Origin of the sequence: Streptomyces sp. NPDC052301, assembly GCF_044593395.1 — a bacterium.
GTDB lineage: Bacteria > Actinomycetota > Actinomycetes > Streptomycetales > Streptomycetaceae > Streptomyces.
In genome coordinates this window covers 130,148-156,125 of the sequence record NZ_JBIUBE010000011.1, presented here as the reverse complement: position 1 = coordinate 156,125, position 25,978 = coordinate 130,148, and the positions used below count along the sequence as shown (strand labels likewise).

Sequence of the window (25,978 nt, the reverse complement as noted above, 5' to 3'; positions counted from 1 at the left end):
TGGGCTCCTTCTTACTTCTTGGACGGGGACTTGGGCCGCTGCGGGCCACCCTTGCGCTGGCCGGACTGGGCCTTGCTGCGGGTGCCGGAGCCGGGCTTCTGGGGCTGCTGGGCAGCGGCGGGCTTGGCGTCCTCGGGCTCGTCGGACTTCTCCAGCGAGAGGGAGTCGCCCGCCTGCTTGGCCCCGCCGGACTGACGCTGGGATTTGCTCTGGCGCTTGGGCTGCTGACGCCGGGCGGCGGTGGCGGTGCCGGCGGCGCCCGTGGTGGTGGCCGCACCGTCCTCGGTCTGCGCCGCTGCCTGGGCCGTGCTCTTCTCCACGGTGCCGTCGGCCTGGGCGGCGAGGCCGGCCTTGTTCAGGGCGTTGATGAACTTGCGCTCGAACTCGTTGCGGTCGCGGCCCTTGGCGACGATCGCCTTGACGATCGTCTTCTCGCTGCGGCGACGGACCTTGCCGTGGTGCGTGACGTGCTTGGTCAGACGCTCCAGGTAGGCGGCCTGAGCCTTGGAACCCGGGGTCGGGTTGTTGTGGATGACGTACATCTGCTGGCCCATGGTCCACACGTTGGTGGTCAGCCAGTAGACGAGGACACCGACCGGGAAGTTGATACCGAAGACGGCGAACATCACCGGGAAGACGTACATCAGCATCTTCTGCTGCTGCATGAACGGCGTCTTGACCGTGGTGTCGACGTTCTTCGTCATCAGCTGGCGCTGCGTGTAGAACTGCGACGCCGACATCAGGACGATCATGAGTGCGGTGACGACCCGCACATCGGTGACCGTCGCGCCCAGAGCGTGGACGGTGTCGGCGCTGTCCTTGAACTTCGCGGCGAGGGGGGCACCGAAGATGTGCGCCTTACGGGCGCTGGCCAGCAGCGACTCGTTGATGACGCCGATGGTCGTGCCCGAGGCGATGCCGTTGAGCACGTGGTACAGGGCGAAGAAGAACGGGGACTGCGCCAGGATGGGAAGGCACGAGGAGAGCGGGTTGGTGCCCGACTCCTTGTACAGCTTCATCATCTCTTCGGACTGACGCTGCTTGTCGTTCTTGTAGCGCTCCTGGATCTTCTTCATCTCGGGCTGGAGCGTCTGCATGGCCCGGGTCGCCTTGATCTGCTTCACGAAGAGCGGGATCAGGCAGATACGGATCAGAATCACGAGGGACACGATGGACAGGCCCCAGGCCCACCCGGTGTCGGGGCCGAAGATGGCGCCGTACACCGCATGGAACTGGACGATGACCCAGGAAACGGGTGTCGTGATAAAGCTGAAGAGGCTGGCAATCGTGTCCACTAATCATGCTCCTTGGGCATGGGACGAGGTCTCTGCGTCCGGGCTCGAAGGAAGCTCCGGTGTGAGCTTGTCCTCGCTGGCCGGTTCGGCGGCGGAGGGCCCGCCCCTGCGTGCGCGCCAAGCGTTGCGCAGTATTTCGTGCCACCGCGGGCGCTTGCGCGGCGGAACATGGTCCACACCGCCGAGCGACCACGGATTGCACCGGAGGATGCGCCAGGCGGTGAGTGCCGTGCCCTTGATCGCACCGTGCCGGTCGATGGCCGTGTAGCCGTAGTGGGAGCACGACGGGTAGTACTTGCACACCGGCCCGAGCAGCGGACTGATCGTCCACTGGTACAGCTTGATCAGAGCCAGTAGCGGGTACTTCATCGCGCGCCCCCTCCCAGCAGCCGCTGAAGGGCGGCGTCCAGGTCTCGGGCCAGCTGTGCATGGTCTGCGTCGCCCGCTCCGGGCAGCGCTCGTACGACTACCAGGCTACCGGGGGGAAACAGGGCGACTCGGTCACGCATCAGATGACGCAGTCTGCGCTTCACTGTGTTGCGCACGACCGCTCCACCCACAGCCTTGCTCACGACGAAACCCGCACGCGTCGGGGGAGCGCTCTCCCCTGGCGCGTGCGGGTCCGTGGCACCGCTACGAAGGTGGACGACGAGGGTCGGGCGACCTGCCCGACGACCCCGTCGTACCGCGGTCGCGAAGTCCTCGCGCCGCCTCAGCCGGTTCTCGGTGGGCAGCACGACGTCATGACCTGATCGGAATCAGGCGGACAGGCGGGCGCGACCCTTGCTACGGCGAGACGCGAGAATCGCGCGGCCGGCACGGGTGCGCATACGCAGCCGGAAGCCGTGGGTCTTGGCGCGACGACGGTTGTTCGGCTGGAAGGTGCGCTTGCTCACTCGGGGGCTCCAGAAAAGAATCGGTAGTGGCGGGGTGCCGTCCTGGCTGTCACCGTGCGCCCACGAGTAGCTCGCGTCACGCCCGATTGCACCGCTTCCCGATCACCTGACGTGACCTGTGCCCATCGGTAGGCAGGCGGCAGCAGCCATCGACAACTCGACCTGGTTACGGTACGCGGGGCTGCGCCATCCGGTCAAACTGGCGCCGCTGGGAGACACTATCCACAGGCTGGGGACAACAACTTGAACCGTACCCGCCGCGCTGACTACCGTGGCTGGACTCCGATTCGTTCCTTTATCCCCAGCCGACCCGATATTCATCCCGACCCGTCCCCGAACCACACGTTCGAGGGACCTGTGAGAGAGCGTGCCCTGTGGCTGACGTACCTGCCGATCTTGCCGCAGTGTGGCCACGAGTACTGGAGCAGCTCCTCGGGGAGGGCCGCGGTCAGGGTGTCGAGTCGAAGGACGAACACTGGATCCGGCGCTGCCAGCCGCTCGCGCTGGTGGCGGACACCGCCTTGCTCGCCGTGCCGAACGAATTTGCGAAGGGCGTACTGGAGGGCCGTCTCGCGCCGATCGTCAGCGAGACCCTGAGCCGCGAGTGCGGCCGCCCCATCCGCATCGCGATCACCGTGGACGACTCCGCGGGCGAGCCGCCGGCGCCCGCCGCGCCGCCCGTGCAGCAGCAGCCCAAGCCGCGCTACGAGGAGCCGGAGCTGCCCTCCGCCCCGTACGAGGGTTACGGCCGCCACCGCGCACCCGATCAGCTGCCGGGCGGTGAGCCGCCGTCCCGCGCGGACCAGCTGCCCACCGCACGCCCGGCCTACCCGTCCGAGTACCAGCGTCCGGAGCCCGGCGCCTGGCCGCGTTCCACGCAGGACGACTACGGCTGGCAGCAGCCGCGGCTCGGCTTCCCCGAACGCGACCCGTACGCGTCGCCGTCGTCCCAGGACGGCTACGGCTCCGGGCCGGACGCCTACGGCTCGCCGTCCCAGGACTACCGCTCGAAGGGCATGGACCGGCCGGGGTACGACAAGCAGCGCGGCGAGTACGACGGCCCGCGCGGCGAGTACGAGCCGTCCCGGTCCGACTACGACACCGGCCGTCCCGACTACGACACCGGGCGTCCGGACTACGACTCCGGCCGATCCGAGTACGAATCGGGGCGTCCCGGCTACGACACGGGCCGATCCGAGTACGACCCGTCGCGGACCGAGTACGACCAGCGTGATCCCGTCCGCCGTGAGCTCCCCGAGCAGCCCACCGGCGGCGGCCCGGCGCACCGCGGCGGACCGGGGCGTCCGGACCTGCCCGGGCCCGGCGCCCCCGGCCCGTCGGCCGCGAAACCGGCGCCGGCGAGCGGGCCCGGCGAGCCGACCGCACGCCTGAACCCGAAGTACCTCTTCGACACGTTCGTCATCGGCGCCTCCAACCGGTTCGCGCACGCGGCCGCGGTGGCCGTCGCCGAGGCACCGGCGAAGGCCTACAACCCCCTGTTCATCTACGGGGAGTCGGGGCTCGGCAAGACCCACCTGCTGCACGCCATCGGGCACTACGCGCGCAGCCTCTACCCGGGCACGCGCGTGCGGTACGTGAGCTCGGAGGAGTTCACCAACGAGTTCATCAACTCCATCCGCGACGGCAAGGGCGACAGCTTCCGCAAGCGGTACCGGGAGATGGACATCCTGCTCGTCGACGACATCCAGTTCCTCGCGGACAAGGAGTCGACGCAGGAGGAGTTCTTCCACACCTTCAACACGCTGCACAACGCCAACAAGCAGATCGTGCTGTCCAGCGACCGGCCGCCCAAGCAGCTGGTCACGCTGGAGGACCGGCTGCGGAACCGCTTCGAGTGGGGCCTGATCACCGACGTCCAGCCGCCCGAGCTGGAGACGCGTATCGCGATTCTCCGGAAGAAGGCGGTGCAGGAGCAGCTGAACGCCCCGCCGGAGGTGCTGGAGTTCATCGCCTCCCGGATCTCGCGGAACATCCGTGAGCTGGAGGGTGCGCTGATCCGGGTGACGGCGTTCGCCTCGCTCAACCGGCAGCCGGTGGACCTGGGTCTCACCGAGATCGTTTTGAAGGACCTGATCCCGGGTGGGGAGGACTCCGCGCCCGAGATCACGGCGACGGCGATCATGGCGGCGACCGCGGACTACTTCGGGCTGACGGTGGAGGATCTGTGCGGGACCTCGCGCGGGCGTGCGCTGGTCACCGCGCGGCAGATCGCCATGTATCTGTGCCGTGAGCTGACGGATCTGTCGCTGCCGAAGATCGGGGCGCAGTTCGGGGGGCGGGACCATACGACCGTGATGCATGCCGACCGGAAGATCCGGGCGTTGATGGCTGAGCGGCGGTCCATCTACAACCAGGTGACGGAGCTGACGAACCGGATCAAGAACGGCTGACGTGCGGCCGCCGCACGGCTGAGGCCGGCTGTGCCGGCGTGAGGGCGCCTCGGGACACCCCGGGGCGCCCTTCGTGTTTTCGTCGGCTGCTCCGTGGCCGCTGCCGGCGCTGGGCCGGGGGGGCTTCCCTCGCCCGCACCGACGAGGTGCCGCTGCTTCACGTCGGGCCGCTGCCGTGCGCCCCGCCGCTGCCGGGTGGACGCCGTCCCGGCGCCGTGGCCGAGGGGGCTGCGGGAGCTTCGCGCGCGCGGGGCGACGTTCCATGTTCGCTCCCCGGTGTTCGATTTTCTGGTGGGTTACGGCCACTCTCCACAGATTCGGTGACTTTCTTCCCTCCACATCCTGGGGACCGCCAAGTTGTCCCGAACGGCGTCCACAGGGACCCTGTTCATACCGAGTTCGCCCAGCTCAGAGGCCTGTGGAATCGTGGACGAAGGATCTCCACAGACTGTGGACAACGCGTAGATCCACAGGCTGTGCACGGAGTTGTCCACGGGCAACCCACAGGCTGGGGGCGGTTGTCCCCAGTGATCGCCTGCTTCTCCACATGGCTGTCCACTGTTCGGCAACCCGACGCACCTCCTCACCGCATCGAGTGAAAGGCGTCACACGAAGGTGCCGGATTGGGGTGTGGGAAACGTGGGTAAACCTGGGGACACAGCTGGGGAGAACTGCCCTCAGGCTGTGGGCGAGGTGTGCAGAACTTTCCGTTCTCCACAGAGAGCCCCGGTTGTCCACTGGTGTCACCCACAGGGGCAGTGGACAAAATTTCCGTGCTGAGCTGGGCAAACGTGGTTATCCACGGTATCCACAGGCCCTACTACTACTCCCGACTAGAGAGAGCTCGGCAATCGTTTGGAAGCGGGGCCTGTGCACAACTCGCCCTCTCGAGCCCGGCTGCCCCTCGGAGCGACTTGACCCCGACAGGCACCTACTGTCAGTGCGGTGCGTCAGACTGGTCCCCGGTGTCCTGCCCGTCGCAGTGGGCGGTGACACCGAGTCGGAGGACTCAGAAGCAACAGCAGCAGGAGGCGGCTTACGGTGAAGATCCGGGTGGAACGCGACGTACTCGCGGAGGCAGTGGCCTGGGCGGCACGCAGCCTCCCGGCCCGTCCGCCGGCGCCTGTCCTCGCCGGCCTGCTGCTGAAGGCCGAGGACGGTCAGCTGAGCCTGTCGAGCTTCGACTACGAGGTCTCCGCACGGGTCAACGTCGAGGCCGAGGTCGAGGAGGAGGGCACCGTCCTCGTCTCCGGCCGTCTGCTCGCGGACATCTCGCGCGCCCTCCCCAACCGCCCGGTGGAGATTTCCACAGACGGTGTACGGGCGACCGTGGTCTGCGGCTCCTCGCGATTCACACTCCACACCCTGCCTGTGGAGGAGTACCCGTCACTGCCGCAGATGCCGAACGCGACGGGCACCGTCCCCGGCGAGGTCTTCGCCGCCGCCGTCTCCCAGGTGGCCATCGCGGCCGGCCGCGATGACACGCTGCCTGTCCTCACCGGTGTGCGCATCGAGATCGAGGGCGACACGGTCACCCTGGCCTCCACCGACCGCTACCGCTTCGCGGTCCGCGAGTTCCTGTGGAAGCCGGAGAACCCGGACGTCTCCGCCGTCGCCCTGGTGCCCGCCAAGACGCTCCAGGACACCGCCAAGGCCCTGACCAGCGGTGACAGCGTCATCCTCGCGCTGTCCGGCTCCGGCGCGGGCGAGGGGCTGATCGGTTTCGAGGGCGCGGGGCGCCGTACCACCACGCGGCTGCTCGAGGGCGACCTGCCGAAGTACCGGACGCTGTTCCCGACCGAGTTCAACTCCGTCGCGGTGATCGAGACCGCGCCCTTCGTGGAGGCCGTCAAGCGTGTGGCGCTGGTGGCCGAGCGGAACACGCCGGTGCGGCTGAGCTTCGAGCAGGGCGTGCTGATCCTCGAGGCCGGGTCCAGCGACGACGCACAGGCTGTGGAAAGGGTGGACGCCCAGCTGGAGGGCGACGACATCTCGATCGCCTTCAACCCGACGTTCCTGCTGGACGGTCTGAGCGCGATCGACTCGCCGGTGGCGCAGCTGTCGTTCACGACGTCCACGAAGCCGGCGCTGCTGAGCGGGAAGCCGGCGGTGGACGCGGAGGCCGACGACGCCTACAAGTACCTGATCATGCCGGTGCGGCTCAGCGGCTGACGCCGTCCACAGGTGTGCACAGTGCCGGGTGTCTTCTGTGGGTGCCCGGCACTGCGGCTCGGTGGGACAGGTCGCGCCCGCGGTCACGGTGGCAAAGCCGCAGGTCAGGCGGGGCACGTATGAGCGCGTATGCCCACAGCTGTGCGTGGCGGTGCGGGTTTAGGCTCGGCTGGGCACGTCGTGCCTCTCACGCCACACAGCGACCTTAAGGAACACCACTGATGGAGCTCGGTCTCGTCGGCCTCGGCAAGATGGGCGGCAACATGCGCGAGCGGATCCGCCGCGCGGGCCACACCGTCATCGGATACGACCGCAACGCGGACCTCGCGGATGTCCACAGCCTGGAAGAGCTTGTGGGCAAGCTCAGCGGACCGCGTGTGGTCTGGGTGATGGTCCCGGCCGGTGAGCCCACCCAGTCGACCGTCGACCAGCTGGCCGAGCTGCTGGAGCCCGGCGACGTGGTCGTGGACGGCGGCAACTCCCGTTGGACGGACGACGAGAAGCACGCCGAGGAGCTGGCCGCCAAGGGCATAGGCTTCGTCGACTGCGGCGTCTCCGGCGGCGTCTGGGGCCTGGAGAACGGGTACGCGCTGATGTACGGCGGCGACGCCGAGAACGTCGCCAAGGTGCAGCCGATCTTCGACGCGCTCAAGCCGGAGGGCGACTTCGGCTCGGTGCACGCCGGCAAGGTCGGTGCGGGCCACTTCGCGAAGATGGTCCACAACGGCATCGAGTACGCGATGATGCAGGCTTACGCCGAGGGCTGGGAGCTGCTGGAGAAGGTCGACTCCGTCACGGACGTCCGCGAGGTCTTCCGCTCGTGGCAGGAGGGCACCGTCATCCGGTCCTGGCTGCTCGACCTCGCGGTGAACGCGCTCGACGAGGACGAGCACCTCGACGACCTGCGCGGTTACGCACAGGACTCCGGTGAGGGACGCTGGACTGTGGAAGCCGCGATCGACAACGCGGTACCGCTGCCCGCGATCACCGCGTCGCTGTTCGCGCGGTTCTCCTCGCGCCAGGAGGACTCGCCGCAGATGAAGATGATCGCCGCGCTGCGCAACCAGTTCGGCGGCCACGCCGTAGCGAAGAAGTAGGCCTGCAGCAGGCCGTAGGAAAGCAGGGAGGGTCGGCGAACGACCATGCACGTCACGCATCTTTCGCTGGCCGACTTCCGCTCGTACGCCCGGGCCGAGGTCCCGCTCGACCCGGGCGTCACCGCCTTCGTCGGTCCCAACGGACAGGGCAAGACCAACCTCGTCGAGGCCGTCGGCTATCTCGCCACCCTCGGCAGCCACCGCGTCGCCTCCGACGCCCCGCTGGTCCGCATGGGCGCCGAGCGGGCGATCGTCCGGGCGCAGGTCCGGCAGGGCGACCGGCAGCAGCTGGTCGAGCTGGAGCTGAATCCCGGCAAGGCGAACCGCGCCCGCATCAACCGGTCCTCGCAGGTCAAGCCGAGGGACGTGCTGGGGATCGTGCGGACCGTGCTGTTCGCGCCCGAGGATCTCGCGCTGGTCAAGGGGGATCCCGGGGAGCGGCGGCGCTTCCTCGACGAGCTGATCACCGCACGGTCCCCGCGCATGGCGGGGGTGCGCTCCGACTTCGAGCGTGTCCTCAAGCAGCGCAACACGCTCCTGAAGACCGCCGCGCTGGCCCGTCGGCACGGCGGGCGGTCGATGGACCTGTCCACGCTCGACGTGTGGGACCAGCATCTCGCCCGCGCGGGCGCCGAGTTGCTCGCCCAGCGGCTCGATCTGATCGCCACGCTGCAGCCGCTCGCCGACAAGGCCTACGAACAGCTGGCCCCCGGCGGCGGCCCCGTCGCCCTGGAGTACAAGCCGTCGGCGCCCGGTGAGGCGCACACCCGTGAGGACCTGTACGCCCAGCTGACGGCGGCTCTCGGGGAGGTGCGCAAGCAGGAGATCGAGCGCGGTGTGACCCTCGTCGGCCCGCACCGGGACGATCTCGTTCTCAAGCTGGGGCAGCTGCCGGCCAAGGGGTACGCCTCGCACGGCGAGTCCTGGTCCTACGCCCTCGCGCTGCGCCTGGCGTCGTACGACCTGCTGCGCGCGGAGGGCAACGAGCCGGTGCTGGTCCTGGACGACGTCTTCGCCGAGCTGGACGCCCGCCGCCGGGAGCGGCTGGCCGAACTGGTCGCGCCCGGCGAGCAGGTGCTGGTCACCGCCGCCGTGGACGACGACGTACCGGGCGTACTGGCCGGGGCGCGCTATGCCGTGTCCGGCGGGACGGTGGAGCGCGTATGAGCACCGACGAATCCGGCCCGTCGAATCCCGAGAACTCCCAGGTCTCGCAGGGCCCGAAGGACTCGAGGAAGGCGGCCGAGCCCTCCGGTGTCGACCTCGCGCGCGTGGCGTTGCGCGCGGCGAAGGAGCAGGCACGCGCGCGTGGGGACGCGGCCCGGCAGAAGAAGCAGGCCCGGCGCGGGGGCGGTCTGCGTTCCGGCGCGCGCGCCGACGGCCGCGATCCGATGGCCCTCGGGGCCGCGATCAACCGGTTGCTTACCGAGCGCGGCTGGGAGACCCCCGCGGCGGTGGGCGGGGTGATGGGCCGCTGGCCGCAGATCGTCGGCGAGGACCTGGCGAAGCACTGTGTGCCGCAGAGGTACGACGAGGACGAGCGCGTGCTGACCGTGCAGTGCGACTCGACGGCCTGGGCGACGCAGCTGAGGGTGCTCGCGCCCACGCTGGTGGCCCGGCTCAACGAGGACCTGGGGCACGGCACCGTGCGGCTGATCAAGGTGCTCAATCCCGGGGGGCCCGCCCGTCGCTACGGCCCCTTGCGTGCCCCTGGCAGCACCGGTCCCGGCGATACCTATGGGTGACGTACATCACGTCCTGGGGGTGGCGGGCGGTGTCGTCGTACCCCTGGACGAGGCCGCCGAGCCGCACCGCGCGACGGCGCGGATCGGCTTCTGACCCCTCGGTAGCCAAGGGTTGACGGCTCGAAGCGCTGAGTGCCGCTGTGAGCCCCTTGGGGACCCCTTCCGCATATCGGGACCCGGCAGAGGTCGGTTCAGGGCGGCACATGGGGACTCAGGTACCGGCAAACCCCCATCGATGTCAGCGCTACCGGTAGACTGGAAGACAATCCCGCCCCAACGTGGGGACCGCCCGGGAAAAGCTGAGCAACGCTGATCAAGGCTTACCAACGCAACATGCCGCAGCCGCTCCGGCAACCCGCCGACGAGCCCGGCTCGTGCTGTGCCAGAAAGGGCGCTTCGTGGCCGATTCCGGCAACCCCAACGAGAACATCCCGTCCACCGACGCCGGCGTGAACGGCGAGGCGGCAGCCTCCGCCTCCTACGACGCCAGCGCCATCACCGTGCTCGAAGGGCTGGACGCGGTCCGCAAGCGGCCCGGCATGTACATCGGCTCCACGGGCGAGCGTGGCCTGCACCACCTGGTCTACGAGGTCGTCGACAACTCGGTCGACGAGGCGCTGGCCGGCTACGCGGACACCATCGACGTGACGATCCTCGCCGACGGCGGGGTGCGTGTCGTCGACAACGGCCGTGGCATCCCGGTCGGCATCGTGCCCTCCGAGGGCAAGCCCGCCGTCGAGGTCGTGCTGACCGTGCTGCACGCGGGCGGCAAGTTCGGCGGCGGCGGTTACGCGGTCTCCGGCGGTCTGCACGGTGTCGGTGTGTCCGTCGTGAACGCCCTGTCGTCCAAGGTCTCCGTCGAGGTGAGGACCGACGGGCACCGCTGGACGCAGGACTACAAGATGGGCGTCCCGACGGCGCCGCTGGCCAAGCACGAGGCGACCGAGGAGACCGGCACGTCGGTCACCTTCTGGGCCGACGCGGACATCTTCGAGACCACCGAGTACTCCTTCGAGACGCTGTCCCGGCGTTTCCAGGAGATGGCGTTCCTCAACAAGGGTTTGACGATCAAACTCACCGACGAGCGGGAGTCGGCGAAGGCGGTCGCAGGCGCCGACGAGGCGGGCGCGGACGAGAAGGCCGAGGTCAAGTCGGTCACGTACCACTACGAGGGCGGCATCGTCGACTTCGTGAAGTACCTCAACTCCCGTAAGGGAGAGGCGGTGCACCCCACCGTCATCGACCTGGAGGCCGAGGACAAGGACAAGAGCCTGTCCCTCGAGGTCGCCATGCAGTGGAACAGCGGCTACAGCGAGGGCGTGTACTCCTTCGCGAACATCATCCACACGCATGAGGGCGGTACGCACGAGGAGGGCTTCCGCGCGGCTCTCACGAGCCTGATCAACAAGTACGCGCGCGACAAGAAGCTGCTGCGCGAGAAGGACGACAACCTCACCGGTGACGACATCCGTGAGGGTCTGACCGCGATCATCTCGGTCAAGCTGAGCGAACCGCAGTTCGAGGGCCAGACGAAGACCAAGCTGGGCAACACGGAGGCCAAGACCTTCGTGCAGAAGGCGGTCTACGAGCACCTCAACGACTGGCTGGACCGCAACCCGGTCGAGGCCGCGGACATCATCCGCAAGGGCATCCAGGCGGCCACCGCGCGCGTGGCGGCCCGCAAGGCCCGCGACCTGACGCGCCGTAAGGGCCTGCTGGAGTCGGCCTCCCTGCCGGGCAAGCTGTCCGACTGCCAGTCGAACGACCCCACCAAGTGCGAGATCTTCATCGTCGAGGGTGACTCCGCCGGCGGCTCGGCCAAGTCCGGCCGGAACCCGCAGTACCAGGCGATCCTCCCGATCCGCGGCAAGATCCTCAACGTGGAGAAGGCCAGGATCGACAAGATCCTGCAGAACCAGGAGATCCAGGCGCTGATCTCGGCCTTCGGTACGGGTGTGCACGAGGACTTCGACATCGAGAAGCTCCGCTACCACAAGATCATCCTGATGGCGGACGCCGACGTCGACGGCCAGCACATCAGCACCCTGCTGCTGACCTTCCTGTTCCGCTTCATGCGGCCGCTGGTCGAGGCCGGGCACGTGTACCTCTCCCGTCCCCCCCTGTACAAGCTCAAGTGGGGTCGGGACGACGTCGAGTACGCCTACTCGGACCGTGAGCGCGACGCGCTGATCGAGATGGGCCGCCAGCGTGGCAAGCGGGTCCGCGAGGACTCGATCCAGCGCTTCAAGGGTCTCGGCGAGATGAACGCCGAGGAACTGCGCGTGACCACGATGGACCAGGAGCACCGGGTCCTCGGCCAGGTCACCCTCGACGACGCCGCCCAGGCCGACGACCTGTTCTCGGTCCTCATGGGCGAGGACGTCGAAGCCCGCCGCGCGTTCATCCAGCGCAACGCCAAGGACGTCCGCTTCCTCGACATCTGAGTCGGTCTCAGCTGACCGCACCAGGAAGGATCTTCACCAGCAATGGCCGACGAGAACACTCCAGAGACTCCTGAGACCGAGGGCGAACTCGCCATGCGCGTCGAGCCCGTCGGGCTCGAGACGGAGATGCAGCGCTCGTACCTCGACTACGCGATGTCCGTCATCGTGTCCCGTGCGCTGCCCGACGTCCGGGACGGTCTCAAGCCCGTCCACCGGCGTGTGCTGTACGCGATGTACGACGGCGGCTACCGCCCCGAGCGCGGCTTCTACAAGTGCGCCCGCGTGGTCGGCGACGTCATGGGCAACTACCACCCGCACGGCGACTCCTCGATCTACGACGCCCTGGTGCGCCTCGCCCAGCCGTGGTCGATGCGGATGCCGCTGGTGGACTCCAACGGCAACTTCGGCTCTCCCGGCAACGACCCGGCGGCCGCCATGCGGTACACCGAGTGCAAGATGGCGCCGCTGTCGATGGAGATGGTCCGCGACATCGACGAGGAGACCGTCGACTTCACGGACAACTACGACGGCCGCTCCCAGGAGCCGACCGTCCTGCCGGCCCGCTTCCCGAACCTGCTGATCAACGGCTCGGCCGGTATCGCGGTCGGCATGGCGACCAACATCCCGCCGCACAACCTGCGCGAGGTCGCGGCCGGTGCCCAGTGGTACCTGGAGAACCCGGACGTTTCGCACGAGGAGCTGCTGGACGCGCTCATGGAGCGCATCAAGGGCCCGGACTTCCCGACCGGTGCCCTGGTGGTGGGCCGCAAGGGCATCGAGGAGGCGTACCGCACCGGGCGCGGCTCCATCACGATGCGCGCGGTGGTCGAGGTCGAGGAGATCCAGGGCCGGCAGTGCCTGGTGGTGACCGAGCTGCCGTACCAGGTGAACCCCGACAACCTGGCGCAGAAGATCGCCGACCTGGTGAAGGACGGCAAGATCGGCGGCATCGCGGACGTCCGTGACGAGACGTCGTCCCGTACGGGCCAGCGCCTGGTGATCGTCCTCAAGCGGGACGCGGTCGCCAAGGTCGTGCTGAACAACCTGTACAAGCACACCGACCTGCAGACGAACTTCGGCGCCAACATGCTGGCGCTCGTGGACGGCGTTCCGCGCACCCTCTCGCTTGACGCGTTCATCCGCCACTGGGTGACGCACCAGATCGAGGTCATCGTCCGCCGTACGCGTTTCCGGCTGCGCAAGGCCGAGGAGCGGGCGCACATCCTGCGCGGTCTGCTGAAGGCCCTGGACGCGATCGACGAGGTCATCGCGCTGATCCGGCGCAGCGAGACCGTCGAGGTCGCGCGCACCGGCCTGATGGGGCTCCTGGAGATCGACGAGATCCAGGCCAACGCGATCCTCGAGATGCAGCTGCGGCGCCTGGCGGCCCTGGAGCGGCAGAAGATCGTCCAGGAGCACGACGAGCTCCAGGCGAAGATCAACGAGTACAACGAGATCCTCGCCTCGCCGGTCCGTCAGCGCGGGATCGTCAGCGAGGAGCTGGCCGCGATCGTCGAGAAGTACGGCGACGACCGCAAGACCAAGCTGATCCCGTACGAGGGCGACATGTCCATCGAGGACCTGATCGCCGAGGAGGACATCGTCGTCACCGTCTCGCGCGGCGGCTACGTCAAGCGGACCAAGACGGACGACTACCGGGCGCAGAAGCGCGGCGGCAAGGGCGTGCGCGGCACGAAGCTGAAGGAAGACGACATCGTCGACCACTTCTTCGTCTCGACCACCCACCACTGGCTGCTGTTCTTCACCAACAAGGGCCGGGTGTACCGGGCGAAGGCGTACGAGCTGCCCGAGGCCGGGCGGGACGCGCGCGGCCAGCACGTGGCGAACCTGCTCGCCTTCCAGCCGGACGAGGCGATCGCCGAGATCCTGGCGATCCGTGACTACGAGGCGGCCCCGTACCTGGTACTGGGCACCAAGTCCGGCCTGGTCAAGAAGACGCCTCTGAAGGATTACGATTCGCCGCGCTCCGGCGGTGTCATCGCGATCAACCTGCGCGCGCGGGAGGACGGGACGGACGACGAGCTGATCGGCGCCGAGCTCGTCTCGGCCGACGACGACCTGCTGCTGATCAGCAAGAAGGCGCAGTCGATCCGGTTCACCGCCTCGGACGACTCCCTGCGCCCGATGGGCCGCGCCACCTCCGGCGTGAAGGGGATGAGCTTCCGAGAGGGCGACGAGTTGCTCTCGATGAATGTGGTGCGACCCGGTACGTTCGTGTTCACTGCCACCGACGGTGGGTACGCGAAGCGGACCGCCGTCGACGAGTACCGCGTCCAGGGCCGCGGCGGCCTCGGCATCAAGGCCGCCAAGATCGTGGAGGACCGTGGTTCGCTCGTCGGCGCGCTGGTGGTCGAGGAGAACGACGAGATCCTCGCCATCACCCTCTCCGGCGGTGTGATTCGTACGCGAGTCAACGAGGTCAGGGAGACGGGCCGTGACACCATGGGCGTCCAACTGATCAACCTGGGCAAGCGCGATGCCGTGGTCGGTATCGCACGTAACGCCGAGGCGGGGCGCGAGGCGGAGGAGGTCGACGGTGAGCTGACCGTCGACGAGACCGCCGAGTCCGCCGCGACCACCGGCACGGACGAGGGTGAGGCGCCCTCGGCCGAGTAGCACGAGGAGTGAGTCATCGTGAGCGGAGCCACGGGCGCCGGATCGGCCGGTACCCCCACGGGTACGGAAACGGACGGCGGCGGCCGTGGCTCCGCCGCGCGTGCGGGTGGTGCGAACGACCCGCACACGACCAACCTGAAGCCGGTGAAGGTGTCCGAGACGGACTCCTCCGGCACGTCTGCACCCCGAGGGGGAACCGTGACGGACACCCGAGGCCAGGCCGCGTCCGGGGAGGCGCAGCAGGCGTCGCCGCTGCCCGGTGAGCGGAGTCCCGAGCAGCCCGCCGGGCCCTACCACCCGCCGCAGGCCTACCCGGCGCAGGCGCCCGCCGGCGCGGTACGCCGGCCGCGCACCGGCGTACGGACGGCGCCGCGCACCCGTAAGGCGCGGCTGCGGGTGGCCAAGGCCGACCCGTGGTCGGTGATGAAGGTCAGCTTCCTGCTCTCCATCGCGCTCGGCATCTGCACGATCGTCGCCTCGGCGGTGCTGTGGATGGTCATGGACGCGATGGGCGTGTTCTCGACGGTCGGCGGCACGATCTCGGAGGCGACCGGCTCGAACGAGGCGAACGGCTTCGACCTCCAGGCGTTCCTGTCGCTCCCCCACGTGCTGATGTTCTCGACGATCATCGCGGTCATCGACGTGGTCCTGGCCACGGCGCTCGCGACGCTCGGCGCGTTCATCTACAACCTCTCCGCGGGCTTCGTGGGCGGTGTCGAGCTGACCCTGGCGGAGGACGAGTGAGGCCGCCGGCCCCCTGACCTGACGGTCCCGGGACAACCGATTTTGGGACTGCCGTGGTCGTGCGCTAATCTTCAGGAGTCAGCGCGCGGGACACACACCGCAGAGCGCGGCGGGGCTATAGCTCAGTTGGTTAGAGCGCATCCCTGATAAGGATGAGGCCACAGGTTCAAATCCTGTTAGCCCCACCAGTGAGAAGACCTCCAGTCGAGAGTGGCTGGAGGTCTTTCGCGTGTGCCTCTCGGCCTCGCACGCACTGCAGCGTGATCCAATGGGGCATGGCATCGTCCTGGACTGGTAGACGGGTGCGCCTGCGAGCCATCGAGCCCGACGACTGGACAGCGTTCGTGCGTTTCGCCGCCGACGACGGGTGGCGAGGCAGCCGACTGGATCTGCCGCGCTCCGCCGAGAGCTACCGTGCCTGGGCGAAGGAGCAAGCCGTTGCCCGGTGCGATGACGACCGCTTCCGGCTGGCAGTCGAGACGACGGGCACGGGAGAGCTGGTCGGCACAGTGGGCTCACATCGGACCGGCCCTCGGTCGGGCTGGTTCGAGTTCGACATCGCGATCGGTGCCGACCACCGGCGCAGGGGTTACGCGGCCGAAGCCGTAGCGCTGCTGCTGCGCTTCATGTTCGCCGAGCGGCGCTACCACAAGTGCCTGGGAGCGATCTTCGCCCACAACGAGGCATCGCTGGCGCTCACGCGCCGGCTCGGCTTCACCGAGGAGGGGCGTTTGCGGGAGCACGTCTACTTCGCCGGCCGGCATCACGACCTGGTCCTGATGGGCATCCTCGCCGACGAGTTCGACCAGCGGCGCACCTGACCGACGGCCGCCGGTCGCGGACCGTCCTCAGCCGCGCCCGGTGGCACGCAGGCGCAGGCCGACGGTCGCGAGACCTTCGAAGGTGGTGACCTGGTAGCCGGGTTCCGGTCCGGGCGGCTCGCTCAGGTGGTGGCGGTGGGCGGTCTGCGCGGTCAGGAGCGTCAGCATCGCCATGGCCAGGGCGGCTCCCTCGCAGCCGTGCGGCCCGGTGCCGAAGGAGAGGAAGGCCCCTTTGGCCGGCGCGTCCGCATCGTCGAGCCAGCGTTCGGGCCGGAACAGGTCCGGTTCGGCGTGTTCCCGTGCGTCGCGGTGCGCGGTGTAGGGGCAGACGAGAACGGTGGACCCGGCGTCGATGGTGTAGTCGGCGAGCTGAGTGCGTCGCGGGGCACGACGGGTCAGCAGCCAGCTCGGGGGATGCAGTCGGAGCACCTCGCGTACCAGTGCCTGGGTGTAGTGCAGGCTGTCGAGGTCGGTGCTGGTCGTCGCGGCCGGGTCCGCGGGCAGCAAGGCGGCCTCGGCCGCGACGCGGTCCGCTGCCCGGGGGTACCGGGCCAGGTGGAGCAGGATCCATCCGGCTGCGCGGGAAGGGGTCTCGAAGGTGGCGACCGTGATGGCGGGAAGGGTGTCGAGGATGGCCTCTTCCGGCAGCAGCCCGTAGTGGGGTGAGGGCCGGAGCATCTGTCCCAGCATGTCGTCACCGAGCCGGCCCGATGAACGGCGCCTGCGGACGATGGGCCGCAGCGCGTCGGTGAAGGCGACCTGCTTGCGGGTACGGAACCGCCGGGCCGGTGTGGGGATCCAGCGCGGCCATGCCCAGCGCGAGGGGCGTACGAGCACTTCCCGCGCCAGGAAGAGATCTGCGGCGAGGGGCAGCAGGGTGGGAGCGTCCTCGGAGTAGAGGTAGCGCACGCCGATCTCCGCCAGGGTGTGCCGGACCGGGGGCAGGATCTCGACGTCCTGGCCCGTGGGCCACTGGTCGGCGAATCGAGCGGTGCCGCGCGCGATCTCACCGATCCGGGCTGCGACCGCCTGTGGGCGCAGTCCGCGCATGCGGGCGGCGTGCGCGTACGCACGCTGCTCGGGCGTCGGTGCTCCGCTCGATCGCTTCAACGGCGGGAAGAGGGGCGAGGGTGCCTTGGGGAAGTCCTGCGCGCGGCGCAGCACTTCTTCACACGGTCCGGCCGCGGCGGCTACGTAGACCCCCGGCTCCAGCTGCCATACGTCCCCGCACTCGTCAGCGCCACGGCGCGCCACTCCCAGCCGGTCGTGGCTCCAGGCGGCGAAACCGCCTTCGGGCAAGCGCGGCGGCTCGTTCATGCGGCCCATGAGACCGTCCCTGAATCTCGCACCTGTCCAGGCCGATGCCGTCGGCAGCGTGGTCGGGAACCGGCGGGTGCCCAGGGCGCCCGCCGGCGGTCGCGCTCAGGCCCCGTCGCCTGCGTACGCGTCCCATTCGTGGGCGCCGTACGCACCGTAATGGCGGGTGAAGGACAGCTTGCCGAGCAGCTTGGCGATCATGGTGCACTCCTCTCGCCTGTGTGAGCCATCCCAGCCGACGGTTCGGTAGAAGGATCCCGTCGGCACCAGATGCCACATACGCCATACTGCCACAGACGCCATATATGGGATATTCGGGACGCCGGTCGCACGCGTGGACGCAGGACGGGTCGCTCAGGGCATGAGAAAAGACCCGACCGCTGGCGACGGGGGATGCACCAGCGATCGGGCCATGGCCAAGGGTAACAAGGTTGGGCGGTCTGCGGGGCCAAGTCGGCTGGGAATCAGGCAGGTTGGCCGATCAACGCCCACACGGGGGATCGTAGGAGAGGCGGGGGAGGTACTCGTGCCACTTCTGCGGGGTCAGGACGTTCTGGGTGACCGAGCAGATGTGGTCGATCGCCGCGTCGTCGTCCAGGCTCCACAGACGGACCGTGTCGGTGCCGCTGGAGACGCCGAGGACCCGGCTGCCCGGGCTGAAGGCCAGGAAGTTGCCCGTCTTGGCGTTGGGGCTCATCGACTGGCCGATCGGGGTCGCCGAGGACGGCCGGGTGACGTTCCACAGCCGGACCGTGTTGTCGTTGCCGCCGCTCGCGAGGGTGTGGCCGTCCTTGTTGAACGTCAGTGACGTGACCGCCTCGGTGTGCCCGGTGAGCGGGTCGCCCAGGGCGCTCGCCGCGGCGGGGTCGGTGACGTTCCACAGCCGGACGGTGTCGTCGTCGCTGCCACTGGCCAGGGTCCGGCCGTCGGGGCTGAAGGCGAGCGCGTTGACGGGACCGGAGTGCTCCGTGAGCGGGGAACCGGGCCGGGTCGGGCGGGCCGGGTCGGTGACGTCCCAGAGGCGGATCGCGCTGTCCGCGCTGCCGCTGGCCAGGGTCCGTCCGTCCGGGCTGAAGGCGAGGGCGTTGATGTAGCCCTTGTGGCCGGTGAGCGGCCTGCCGAGGCGGGCCGGGTGGGCGGGGTCGGTGACGTTCCACAGCTGGATCGTGCGGTCGTCGTTGGCGGTGGCCAGGGTGCGGCCGTCGGGGCTGTAGGCCAGCGCGTCGGGGCCCATGAAGCGGGTCTCCAGAGGCAGCGGCGGCCCGGCGGGGACCGGGTGGGACGCGTCGGAGACGTTCCACAGGTACACCTTGCGCTCGGCCGTGAGGACGGCGAGGGTGCGGCCGTCCGGCGAGAACACCATCGTGCCGGCGCCGTCGCCGCTCACGAACGGCTTGCCCAGCTGCACGGGCCGGCCGGGACGCGCCACGTTCCACAGCCGGAGCCGTCCGTCGCGCGCGGCCGTGGCCAGGACCCGCCCATCGGGCCGGAACGCGCCGTTCCGTCCGATCATGTCGGAGGTCGGGACCGACCACAGGCGCACCTTGCTGTCACCGCTGCCGGTGGCGAGGGTCCGCCCGTCGGGGCTGAAGCCCAGGGCGTACATCTCCCCGCTGCTGCCCACGAGCGGCTCTCCGACCTGCGAGGGGGACGACGGATCGCTCACGTTCCACAGGCTCGCCGTGCTGTCCGCGCTCGCGGCGGCCAGCCTGCCGCCGTCCGGGCTGAAGGCGACGGACCAGATGGGCCCCGTGTGGCCGGTCAGCGGTGAGCCGAGCGCGGCGGGACGGGCGGGATCGGTCACGTTCCAGAGCCGGATGGTGTCGTCCGCACTGCCACTGGCGAGGGTGTGTCCGTCTGGGCTGAAAGCCACCGAGTGCACGAGGTCGGTGTGCCCGCGCAGCGCCGTGCGGTACGGCCGGGGCCGGCGCGGGTCGGCCGTGTCCCACAGCAGGACCGTGTCGTCGTCGCCGCCCGCGGCGAGCGTGTGCCCGTCGGGGCTGAACGCCACGCTGCGCACCGCGGCGCTGTGCCCGCGCAGGACGCCGAGCGTGCCCGGCCGCCGCGGGTCGGACGTGTTCCACAGGCGTACGGTGTGGTCCTCGCCGGCGGAGGCCAGGGTACGGCCGTCCGGACTGAAGACGATCAGGTAGATCGTGCCCTTGTGGCCGGTCAGCGGTGAGCCGATCGGGAGGGGACGGGCCGGGTCGGTCACGTCCCACAGCCGGATCGTGCCGTCGTCGCCGGCGCTGGCCAGAGTGTGCCCGTCCGGGCTGAAGACCGCGCTGCTCACCCAACTGGTGTGCCCGGTGAGGGGCTTGCCCAGTGGTTTCGGCCGGCTCGGGTCGCGCACGTCCCACAGCCGGACCGTCCGGTCGTAGCTGGCCGTGGCCAGGGTGTGGCCGTCGGGGCTGAAGGAGGTGAGGTAGACGGCACCGTTGTGGCCGGACAGGGGGGTGGCCAGCGGGGCGTTCACGATCGAGATCAGGCGGCTGTAGGTGCCCTCGTCGTCGGGGCGCCGCCGGTGGGCGACCAGGTCGAGCTGTGCGGCCAGGGACGGGTCCGTGCGCTGCACCCGGTCGGCCTCGGCGAGCACCTGTGCGAACACGGCGTCGTCCCGCTGCTGCCAGGCGATCACCGCCGTGCCCCCGGCGACCAGGGCCAGTGCCACCAGGGCCGCCACCGCGGCCCGGCTCAGCCACACCGAGCGCTTGCGCAGCCTGACCGAGGCGGCCAGGAACTCCACCGCACTGCGGGTCAGGAACGTGTCCCCGGCGGACCGGGCCCAGCTGCGGGCCTGCTCCAGCCGCGAACCCCGGTACAGCAGCGAGCTGTCCCGCCCCGAGTCCTCCCAGGCCCGGCCGTCCTCCTCCAGCCGCTGGCGCAGCAGATGGTCGTTGCGGTCGTCGTCGATCCAGTGCCGCAGCCGCGGCCAGGCGTGCAGCAGCGCTTCGTGGGTGATCTCCACCGTGTCCGCGTCGAGCGTGACGAGCCGGGCGCGTACCAGCGCCTCGAGGGACTCCTCGGTCTTGCCGGGATCCGCCGACTCCTCCGCCAGCTGGCGGCGGGTGCCCCGCCTCCGCGTGGCCTGGGTGTCCTCGCCCAGCCGGACCAGCCGCAGCAGCAGCAGCCGGGCGGCCGTGCGGGCGGCCGGGTCCAGGCCGGACCAGGCGCGCTCGGCGGTCGCCGCGACGGCCCCCTGGATGCCGCCCGCCGCGCGGTAGCCGGCCAGCGTCAGCTTCCCGGACTTGCGCCGCTGCCAGGTGGCGAGCAGGGCGTGCGAGAGCAGCGGGAGCACGCCCGCGTCGTGCGCCCCGCGCGGGCCGTCGGCGCTCACCTCGCGGACGATCAGCTCGGCGAGCCCCGGCTCCAGCTCCAGCCCCACCGCCTTGGCCGGTCCGGTCACCGCGTCGCGCAGCTCCGCGCTGGTCAGCGGGCCGAGCACCATGTGCCGGTACTGCAGCGCGTCGGCCAGTTCGGGGTAGCCGAGGCACTGCTCGTAGAAGTCGGCGCGGATACCGAGGACGACACGGACGGGGGCGGGGTCGCCGGTGCCGGGGGGCGGGGTGCAGGCGGCGTGCAGCAGCTGGATGAAGGTCCGCCGGTCCGCCTCGTCGGAGCAGAGGGTGAACGCCTCCTCGAACTGGTCCACGACGATCAACGGCCGGGTCTCCGGGCCGGTCTCCCGGTGCGCCCACGCCGAGACGGCCGCGCGCGCGGCCCGGGCGAGGTGCGGGGCGTCGGAGCCCGGTGCCGCCGGATTCTCCGTCGCCGCGTGCTCGGCCACGCGCGCGTCGGCGGCCACGGCGGCGAGGTCGGGGACACGGCGGACCAGCTCACCGAGGGGGTCGGCACCGGGGACGAGGTACAGGACGCAATCGCTGCTGCCGTCGGGGGGCGGGGTGCTGGTGCCGGCGGCCGGCGCGCTGCGAGGGGGGTGGGGTGCGTCGGCCGGCGTGCCGGGGCGCGTGTACGGTACATCGATGGGCGTGGACGAGGCGTCGCGCAGTGCGCCGTCGCGCACCGCGGGGACCAGACCCGCGTTCAGCAGGGACGACTTCCCCGCTCCCGAGGCGCCCACCAGCATCACCAGGCCACCGGATCCCTCGGCGGCGCGGAGCTGGGCGACGAGGGCGCCCGTGCTGCGCTCCCGGCCGAAGAACCAGCGGGCGTCCTCCTGCCGGTACGGGGCCAGCCCCCGGTAGGGGCAGACGCCTCCGGCGACGGGCGGAGCCTGGGCGGCCGGCCGGTTCTCCTCGGCGGGCGGCGCGGGCCGGTCGCCGACCGGGTCGGCCAGCGCCCGCTCCCACAGCCGCTGCCACTGGCCCATGTCGTACAGGCCGGTGGACACCGGTGCGGGCCGCTGGCGGCGCGCTTCCGGGATCAGGATCTGCAGGACCGCCGCCAGGGCGGTGAACTGCGCCGGTACGTTCTTGGCCCGGCGCCAGTCGCTGATGCGCTGCGCGGACACCCGCACGGGCCGCCCGCGCTCGTCGACCCGCTGCAGCCGTACGACCGCCTCGGAGACGCTCTTCAGGGGAGGGTTTCCGGCCTCCTTGTACAGCAGCGCCAGGCGTTCGGCGAAAGCCGTGCGTGTCCCTGAGTCGGAACTCAAGGTCCCACCCCTCTACGTTCCCCCCGCATGTGGACGTCCGGACCGGAAAACTCACCTTATACGGCTGACCTGCGGTTAAGGCCAGGACCGGAGACCGGAACCTCCTCGACGGGGGCCACAGATGGCAGGATCCCGACCCGGTAGCCGATCCATCACGCACCGTCCGGACAGGCCACGGGGTGGGTGCCGGGATCGGCGCCCCGTCGCACCGCAGCTTCTCGGCCAACTTCCGTCACAGGCGGAAAGCGGCCACCACACCGACGCGTGAGCCCGTGAGCGCCACCCGGCGACCGGCTCCCGGCCTCGGCCCGCGCCACCACGCCGACGCGGCGCGGGTCGACACCGCTGCACCGTTCGGCACCGGTCCCCACGAGGGGAGGGACCGGTGCCGGACGGGCAGAGGGCACGAGCGTCACCGGAGCTCCCGGTCATCACTCCTGAAGAGGGCCTGGCCCTCAGGGAGCGGCCGGGTCCGTGTCGTCCAGCCAGCCCGCCGCCTTCGCCGTGGCCACGGCGTCCCGCTCGGCCTCCTCGGCGCGGGCGTTGAGGGCCGCGTCCTGTCCCTGCGCACCGCCTCCCGCGGCGGCCGCGGCGGCCTGGGACGCCGCCAGCGCCGCGCGCAGGCAGGCGGCGGAGGCCGCCGTGTCGTCCCGTGCGGCGGCCACCTGGGCGGCCAGGGCCGCGGTGGCGGCGGCGTTGCGGGCACAGCGGGCGTCCGCCGCGGGGTCCGGGGCGGACACGGCCAGGGCGGCGAGCGACTCGGCCGACAACCGCAGCGCGTTGGCGGCCCTGCCGACCGGGTCCTTCGGCACGATCTCGGCCGCGTCCCGGCCGACACCGGCGTACCGGCACGCGGCGACGGCACGCTCGTGGGCGCTGTGAGCGCGGCTGCCGTGGAGCCGGCGCAACGCCTCCGTCCGCCCGGCGGCCCCGGCCGGCGTCTCCTGCTGTCCGCTCATCCTCGGCCTCCCTCCTCGGGTGCGGGCAGGGTGCCACGTCGGACGTGAAGAGAACAGAAGCGTGCGGGAGCGAGCGGGCGATGCCCGGCGGGGACGCCTAGAAATCTGACGCATCGTCAGCTACGGTCGGGCTCGTCGGCCGTCCCCGAAGGGGTTCCGAGGCTGCCCCGATGGCCTTCGAGACTGTCCTGAGGAGGTTTCGAGAGCGATGAGTGCCCTGCAGGAACGCCCCCCGTGCCCGCGACCGCCCGGCGCTCCCCGTTGGGTGGCGCTGTTCCACCGGCCCGCCCGCGCCGACTCCTGGACGGTGGGCGCGGAGTCCCCGTACCGGGCGCCCGTGCTGTACGCCGTCGGGAACATGACCCGGACGCTGCGGGCGCGCGGAGACGAGGTGACGGTCGCGCTGTGGGGCCCGAAGGACGGTGCCTGGCACCTCTTCGACACCCCGGACGCCGCCGAGACCCCCGTACCCGCCACCCCGTCCGGACAGCCCGCGTCCGCACCGGCGGAACCCGCCGGGCTCACCGAACGCATGACGGGTCGCCGGCACCAGGTGCTCCTGGCCGGCCTGAGCAAGGCCGGCCTGCACGCCCTCGGCCCGGAGGACGACGAGGCGGTACGGGCCCTGGCCGACCGCCTGGACGAGCCCACGGTCCGCCGGGTGGCCCACTGGCTCTCGGTGGCGGGCCGGTAGTCCGGGACGCGTCCTGACGGGCCGGTGAGCACGGCGGCCGTCGGTGATCGTGCCTACCGGGCGCCGGCGCCCGGCGCGGGCGGATAGGTCCACCCGAAGCCCGCCAGTGCCTGCGCCCTGGCCTCGGCGACCGCCGTACGAGCCGCGCGCTCGGCCGGGTCCACATGTGCCGCCTGGCCCGTGACCTGGCCTTCCCACTTGCGGTAGAGCAGGCCGACCTCCGCCGAGAACCAGCCGCGGCTCACCGCGTCCAGCGCCAGCAGCAGACCCGTGTCCTCGGAGGCCGGCAGGGCCATCCAGCCGCCCAGGGCGGTCAGCAGGTCGCGGCGCACGCACAGGGTCGCCGGATGGACCGGTGCGCGGTGGTCGTTCCGCCTCCAGGCGTCCAGGACGGTCCCGCGCTCGATCGGGCCTTGCTCCGGGTCGCCGGGAAAGCCGGCCGTGGAGCCGTCGGGCAGCAGGTCCAGCACCCGGGACGTGGTCCACCCGAGCGTCGGGTCCGCCTCCAGCACGGCCAGGTCGCGGAAGAGGGCGCCCGGGGTGAGCCGGTCGTCGGCGTCCAGGACCTTCACATACGTGCCCTCGGCGCGCGCCAGTGCGATCGTGCGGGCGACTCCGGGGCCGCCCGGGCGCCCCTGCCGGAAGGACACGCGCGCGTCGTCCGGGACATGGGGGCGGACCTCGTCCGTACCGCCGTCCTCCTGGATCAGCCAGTCCCATTGCCAGCCGTCGGGCAGCCGTTGCTCGCACAGGGACGCGTAGGCGTCCGGCAGGAACCGGGCGGACGGGCCGTGGACAGCGGTGACAACGGTGACGCGCCGGGTCACGGCAGCACTCACCACCTTTCCTCAGGCGTGTCGGGCGTTGCCGGTCATCGTCCCAGGTGGACAAAAGCGCGAGACCCCCGGCCGAACCCGGCCGGGGGTCTTTCCGTATCGACTGGTGCGTACGCAAGTCGCCGTGAGTGTCGAGACGTTGCGGTACTGCGTGCGGGGCGGGGGATCAGCAGTCGAGCCTGGCCGACGAGGGGTCTTCCTGGGTGGTCTCGCCCTCGGTGTCGATGAGGGGCCGGTGCCGGCAACGGGGGGACTTGCCGTGGGCCTCGGCCCCGATCCGCTGCTTCATCGTGGGGGGCAGGGCCTTGGTGCGGGGCCAGGACCAGTGGCGTGGTGCCGGGATCGTCGGGACCGTGCGCTGCGGGGTGCCGGTGCTGGGGGTCTCGGTCCGGGGCGCGGCCGGGGCGGCGGTCGCGGTGGTGGTGGCGAATCCGAGCGCGGTGCACAGCGCGATGAAGGCGGTGACGATGGCGGTCCACAACTTCATGACCTTGTTCTGAGTCATGGCCCCTCACTTTCGGGTCGGGCGATTTGCGTACTTTCCTCATGATGTGTATGTGGGCCGCGAAGTGGTGGACCGAAGCCCGTGGCGCGTCGATGTTCCGATGAACACCACTCGGATGGCCGTAAGAGGGTCGGAAAACCCGCAAAATAAGCCGAGGGCGAGCGAAAAGGGAGCAAAGTCACCGTCCGTGGGGGTGTGATCACCCTCCGATCGGAACGGCCCGGAGACCTGGCCTATTGGTCTTCAGGAGGCCGGAGTTGGGCCTCGCCGCAGGTCACCGATCGATATCGGTCGGTGTGTATAGTCGGGCGCCAGAGGTCCCCTACGTCAAGGAAAGACGAGGTCGCGCGGTGAAGAAGCTGCTCCTGGTCGCACTGGCCGCCATCGGCGGGCTCCTCGTGTACCGCCAGATCCAGGCGGATCGCGCCGAGCAGGACCTGTGGACGGAGGCGACTGACTCCGTGCCCACGGGTTCGTGAGTGCCGACACCAGAATCTGAACGAGACCCCGGTCGCCGTCGCGACCGGGGTCTTGTCCTTTTCCGAGCGGTGCTTGTCCGAGGTGCGCTTCTGCGTGTTGCGGGGTGCTGCGGGGTGAGGTAGGCGTTCTCCGACGCCCCTCCGCGCTCCGCCGGGAGCTGCCGGGCGTTTCGGACGGTCGTACGCATTGCCCGGATGGCGCAGGCCCGCTCGGGGCAGGATGGGCCACGATCCGGCGGGGTCGCCGGCGTGTTCCGGTGGGCCCGGCCCGGCCCGGTGCGTGTTCCGGCCCGGTCCGGTGGGTTCAGGCG

20 protein-coding genes and 1 tRNA gene are annotated in these 25,978 nt (G+C 70.4%); 12 read left to right on the top strand and 9 right to left on the bottom strand.

Translation table 11 applies throughout. From position 1 onward, the window contains the following. Nucleotides 1-11: 11 nt before the first annotated feature. Genes yidC through rpmH form a run of 4 tightly spaced genes read right to left on the bottom strand, consistent with a single transcriptional unit; the run spans nucleotide 12 to nucleotide 2,191 of the window. The gene (yidC, locus tag ACIHEJ_RS28590) at nucleotides 12-1,295 is read right to left on the bottom strand and encodes a membrane protein insertase YidC (RefSeq protein ID WP_400139761.1); all 1,284 of its coding nucleotides are present in this window, start codon (nucleotides 1,293-1,295) and stop codon (nucleotides 12-14) included. Nucleotides 1,296-1,298: 3 nt separating this feature from the next. Further along, complete coding sequence (yidD, locus tag ACIHEJ_RS28585; RefSeq protein WP_400139759.1) at nucleotides 1,299-1,664, bottom strand: membrane protein insertion efficiency factor YidD; 366 nt, start codon at nucleotides 1,662-1,664, stop codon at nucleotides 1,299-1,301. Then, nucleotides 1,661-2,032 carry a ribonuclease P protein component gene (rnpA, locus tag ACIHEJ_RS28580; protein WP_078611778.1) on the bottom strand — a complete coding sequence of 124 codons (372 nt, stop codon included), beginning with the start codon at nucleotides 2,030-2,032 and terminating at the stop codon, nucleotides 1,661-1,663. The genes yidD and rnpA overlap by 4 nt, the downstream gene beginning before the upstream one ends. A 21-nt stretch (nucleotides 2,033-2,053) precedes the next feature. Next, nucleotides 2,054-2,191: a 50S ribosomal protein L34 gene (gene rpmH, locus ACIHEJ_RS28575; protein ID WP_003956500.1), complete on the bottom strand. Its 138-nt coding sequence runs from the start codon at nucleotides 2,189-2,191 to the stop codon at nucleotides 2,054-2,056. 374 nt (nucleotides 2,192-2,565) lie between these two features. Between rpmH and dnaA the strand changes: the two genes are divergently transcribed. From dnaA to ACIHEJ_RS28525, 10 genes are all read left to right on the top strand, one after another. Continuing rightward, nucleotides 2,566-4,602 (top strand): chromosomal replication initiator protein DnaA, encoded by a 2,037-nt coding sequence (gene dnaA, locus ACIHEJ_RS28570; RefSeq protein WP_400139756.1) that lies wholly within the window; start codon nucleotides 2,566-2,568, stop codon nucleotides 4,600-4,602. 1,041 nt (nucleotides 4,603-5,643) lie between these two features. After that, nucleotides 5,644-6,774, top strand: a complete 1,131-nt coding sequence (gene dnaN, locus ACIHEJ_RS28565) for a DNA polymerase III subunit beta (protein WP_391845971.1) — start codon at nucleotides 5,644-5,646, stop codon at nucleotides 6,772-6,774. Nucleotides 6,775-6,995: 221 nt separating this feature from the next. Further along, nucleotides 6,996-7,871: a phosphogluconate dehydrogenase (NAD(+)-dependent, decarboxylating) gene (gnd, locus tag ACIHEJ_RS28560; protein ID WP_400139754.1), complete on the top strand. Its 876-nt coding sequence runs from the start codon at nucleotides 6,996-6,998 to the stop codon at nucleotides 7,869-7,871. Nucleotides 7,872-7,916: 45 nt separating this feature from the next. Continuing rightward, nucleotides 7,917-9,038 (top strand): DNA replication/repair protein RecF, encoded by a 1,122-nt coding sequence (gene recF / locus ACIHEJ_RS28555; protein ID WP_400139752.1) that lies wholly within the window; start codon nucleotides 7,917-7,919, stop codon nucleotides 9,036-9,038. Next, nucleotides 9,035-9,616, top strand: coding sequence for a DUF721 domain-containing protein (locus tag ACIHEJ_RS28550; RefSeq protein WP_400139750.1), 582 nt, complete (start codon nucleotides 9,035-9,037; stop codon nucleotides 9,614-9,616). The genes recF and ACIHEJ_RS28550 overlap by 4 nt, the downstream gene beginning before the upstream one ends. 374 nt (nucleotides 9,617-9,990) lie before the next feature. After that, nucleotides 9,991-12,060, top strand: coding sequence for a DNA topoisomerase (ATP-hydrolyzing) subunit B (gyrB, locus tag ACIHEJ_RS28545; RefSeq protein WP_400139748.1), 2,070 nt, complete (start codon nucleotides 9,991-9,993; stop codon nucleotides 12,058-12,060). Between the two features lie 42 nt (nucleotides 12,061-12,102). Further along, nucleotides 12,103-14,697, top strand: coding sequence for a DNA gyrase subunit A (gene gyrA / locus ACIHEJ_RS28540; protein ID WP_400139746.1), 2,595 nt, complete (start codon nucleotides 12,103-12,105; stop codon nucleotides 14,695-14,697). Nucleotides 14,698-14,715: 18 nt separating this feature from the next. Continuing rightward, the gene (locus ACIHEJ_RS28535) at nucleotides 14,716-15,441 is read left to right on the top strand and encodes a DUF3566 domain-containing protein (protein WP_400139744.1); all 726 of its coding nucleotides are present in this window, start codon (nucleotides 14,716-14,718) and stop codon (nucleotides 15,439-15,441) included. 111 nt (nucleotides 15,442-15,552) lie between these two features. After that, nucleotides 15,553-15,629: transfer RNA gene (locus ACIHEJ_RS28530), tRNA-Ile, on the top strand. A 114-nt stretch (nucleotides 15,630-15,743) separates the two neighbouring features. After that, the gene (locus tag ACIHEJ_RS28525) at nucleotides 15,744-16,262 is read left to right on the top strand and encodes a GNAT family N-acetyltransferase (RefSeq protein ID WP_400139742.1); all 519 of its coding nucleotides are present in this window, start codon (nucleotides 15,744-15,746) and stop codon (nucleotides 16,260-16,262) included. A 27-nt stretch (nucleotides 16,263-16,289) separates the two neighbouring features. On the opposite strand, the gene ACIHEJ_RS28520 is transcribed toward ACIHEJ_RS28525, so the two are convergent. The 3 genes from ACIHEJ_RS28520 to ACIHEJ_RS28510 form a co-directional block, all read right to left on the bottom strand. Beyond that, the gene (locus tag ACIHEJ_RS28520) at nucleotides 16,290-17,579 is read right to left on the bottom strand and encodes a cytochrome P450 (RefSeq protein ID WP_400139740.1); all 1,290 of its coding nucleotides are present in this window, start codon (nucleotides 17,577-17,579) and stop codon (nucleotides 16,290-16,292) included. A gap of 481 nt (nucleotides 17,580-18,060) precedes the next feature. Continuing rightward, a complete protein-coding gene (locus ACIHEJ_RS28515; RefSeq protein ID WP_400139738.1) occupies nucleotides 18,061-22,194 on the bottom strand; it encodes a hypothetical protein in 4,134 nt (1,377 codons plus the stop codon). A 455-nt stretch (nucleotides 22,195-22,649) separates the two neighbouring features. Continuing rightward, entirely contained in the window at nucleotides 22,650-23,153 is a 504-nt protein-coding gene (locus ACIHEJ_RS28510; RefSeq protein WP_400139737.1) for a hypothetical protein, read from the bottom strand. Between the two features lie 208 nt (nucleotides 23,154-23,361). Here ACIHEJ_RS28510 and ACIHEJ_RS28505 point away from each other — a divergent pair, with 208 nt between their 5' ends. Further along, a complete protein-coding gene (locus ACIHEJ_RS28505; protein ID WP_400139735.1) occupies nucleotides 23,362-23,847 on the top strand; it encodes a hypothetical protein in 486 nt (161 codons plus the stop codon). A 53-nt stretch (nucleotides 23,848-23,900) separates the two neighbouring features. Here the strand turns inward: ACIHEJ_RS28505 and ACIHEJ_RS28500 are convergent, their stop codons facing one another. After that, complete coding sequence (locus ACIHEJ_RS28500; protein ID WP_400139734.1) at nucleotides 23,901-24,686, bottom strand: glycosyltransferase family 2 protein; 786 nt, start codon at nucleotides 24,684-24,686, stop codon at nucleotides 23,901-23,903. 163 nt (nucleotides 24,687-24,849) lie between these two features. Continuing rightward, nucleotides 24,850-25,188 (bottom strand): DUF6344 domain-containing protein, encoded by a 339-nt coding sequence (locus ACIHEJ_RS28495; protein WP_400139733.1) that lies wholly within the window; start codon nucleotides 25,186-25,188, stop codon nucleotides 24,850-24,852. A 350-nt stretch (nucleotides 25,189-25,538) separates the two neighbouring features. Here ACIHEJ_RS28495 and ACIHEJ_RS28490 point away from each other — a divergent pair, with 350 nt between their 5' ends. After that, nucleotides 25,539-25,667: a DLW-39 family protein gene (locus ACIHEJ_RS28490; protein ID WP_003999697.1), complete on the top strand. Its 129-nt coding sequence runs from the start codon at nucleotides 25,539-25,541 to the stop codon at nucleotides 25,665-25,667. Nucleotides 25,668-25,978 lie beyond the last annotated feature (311 nt).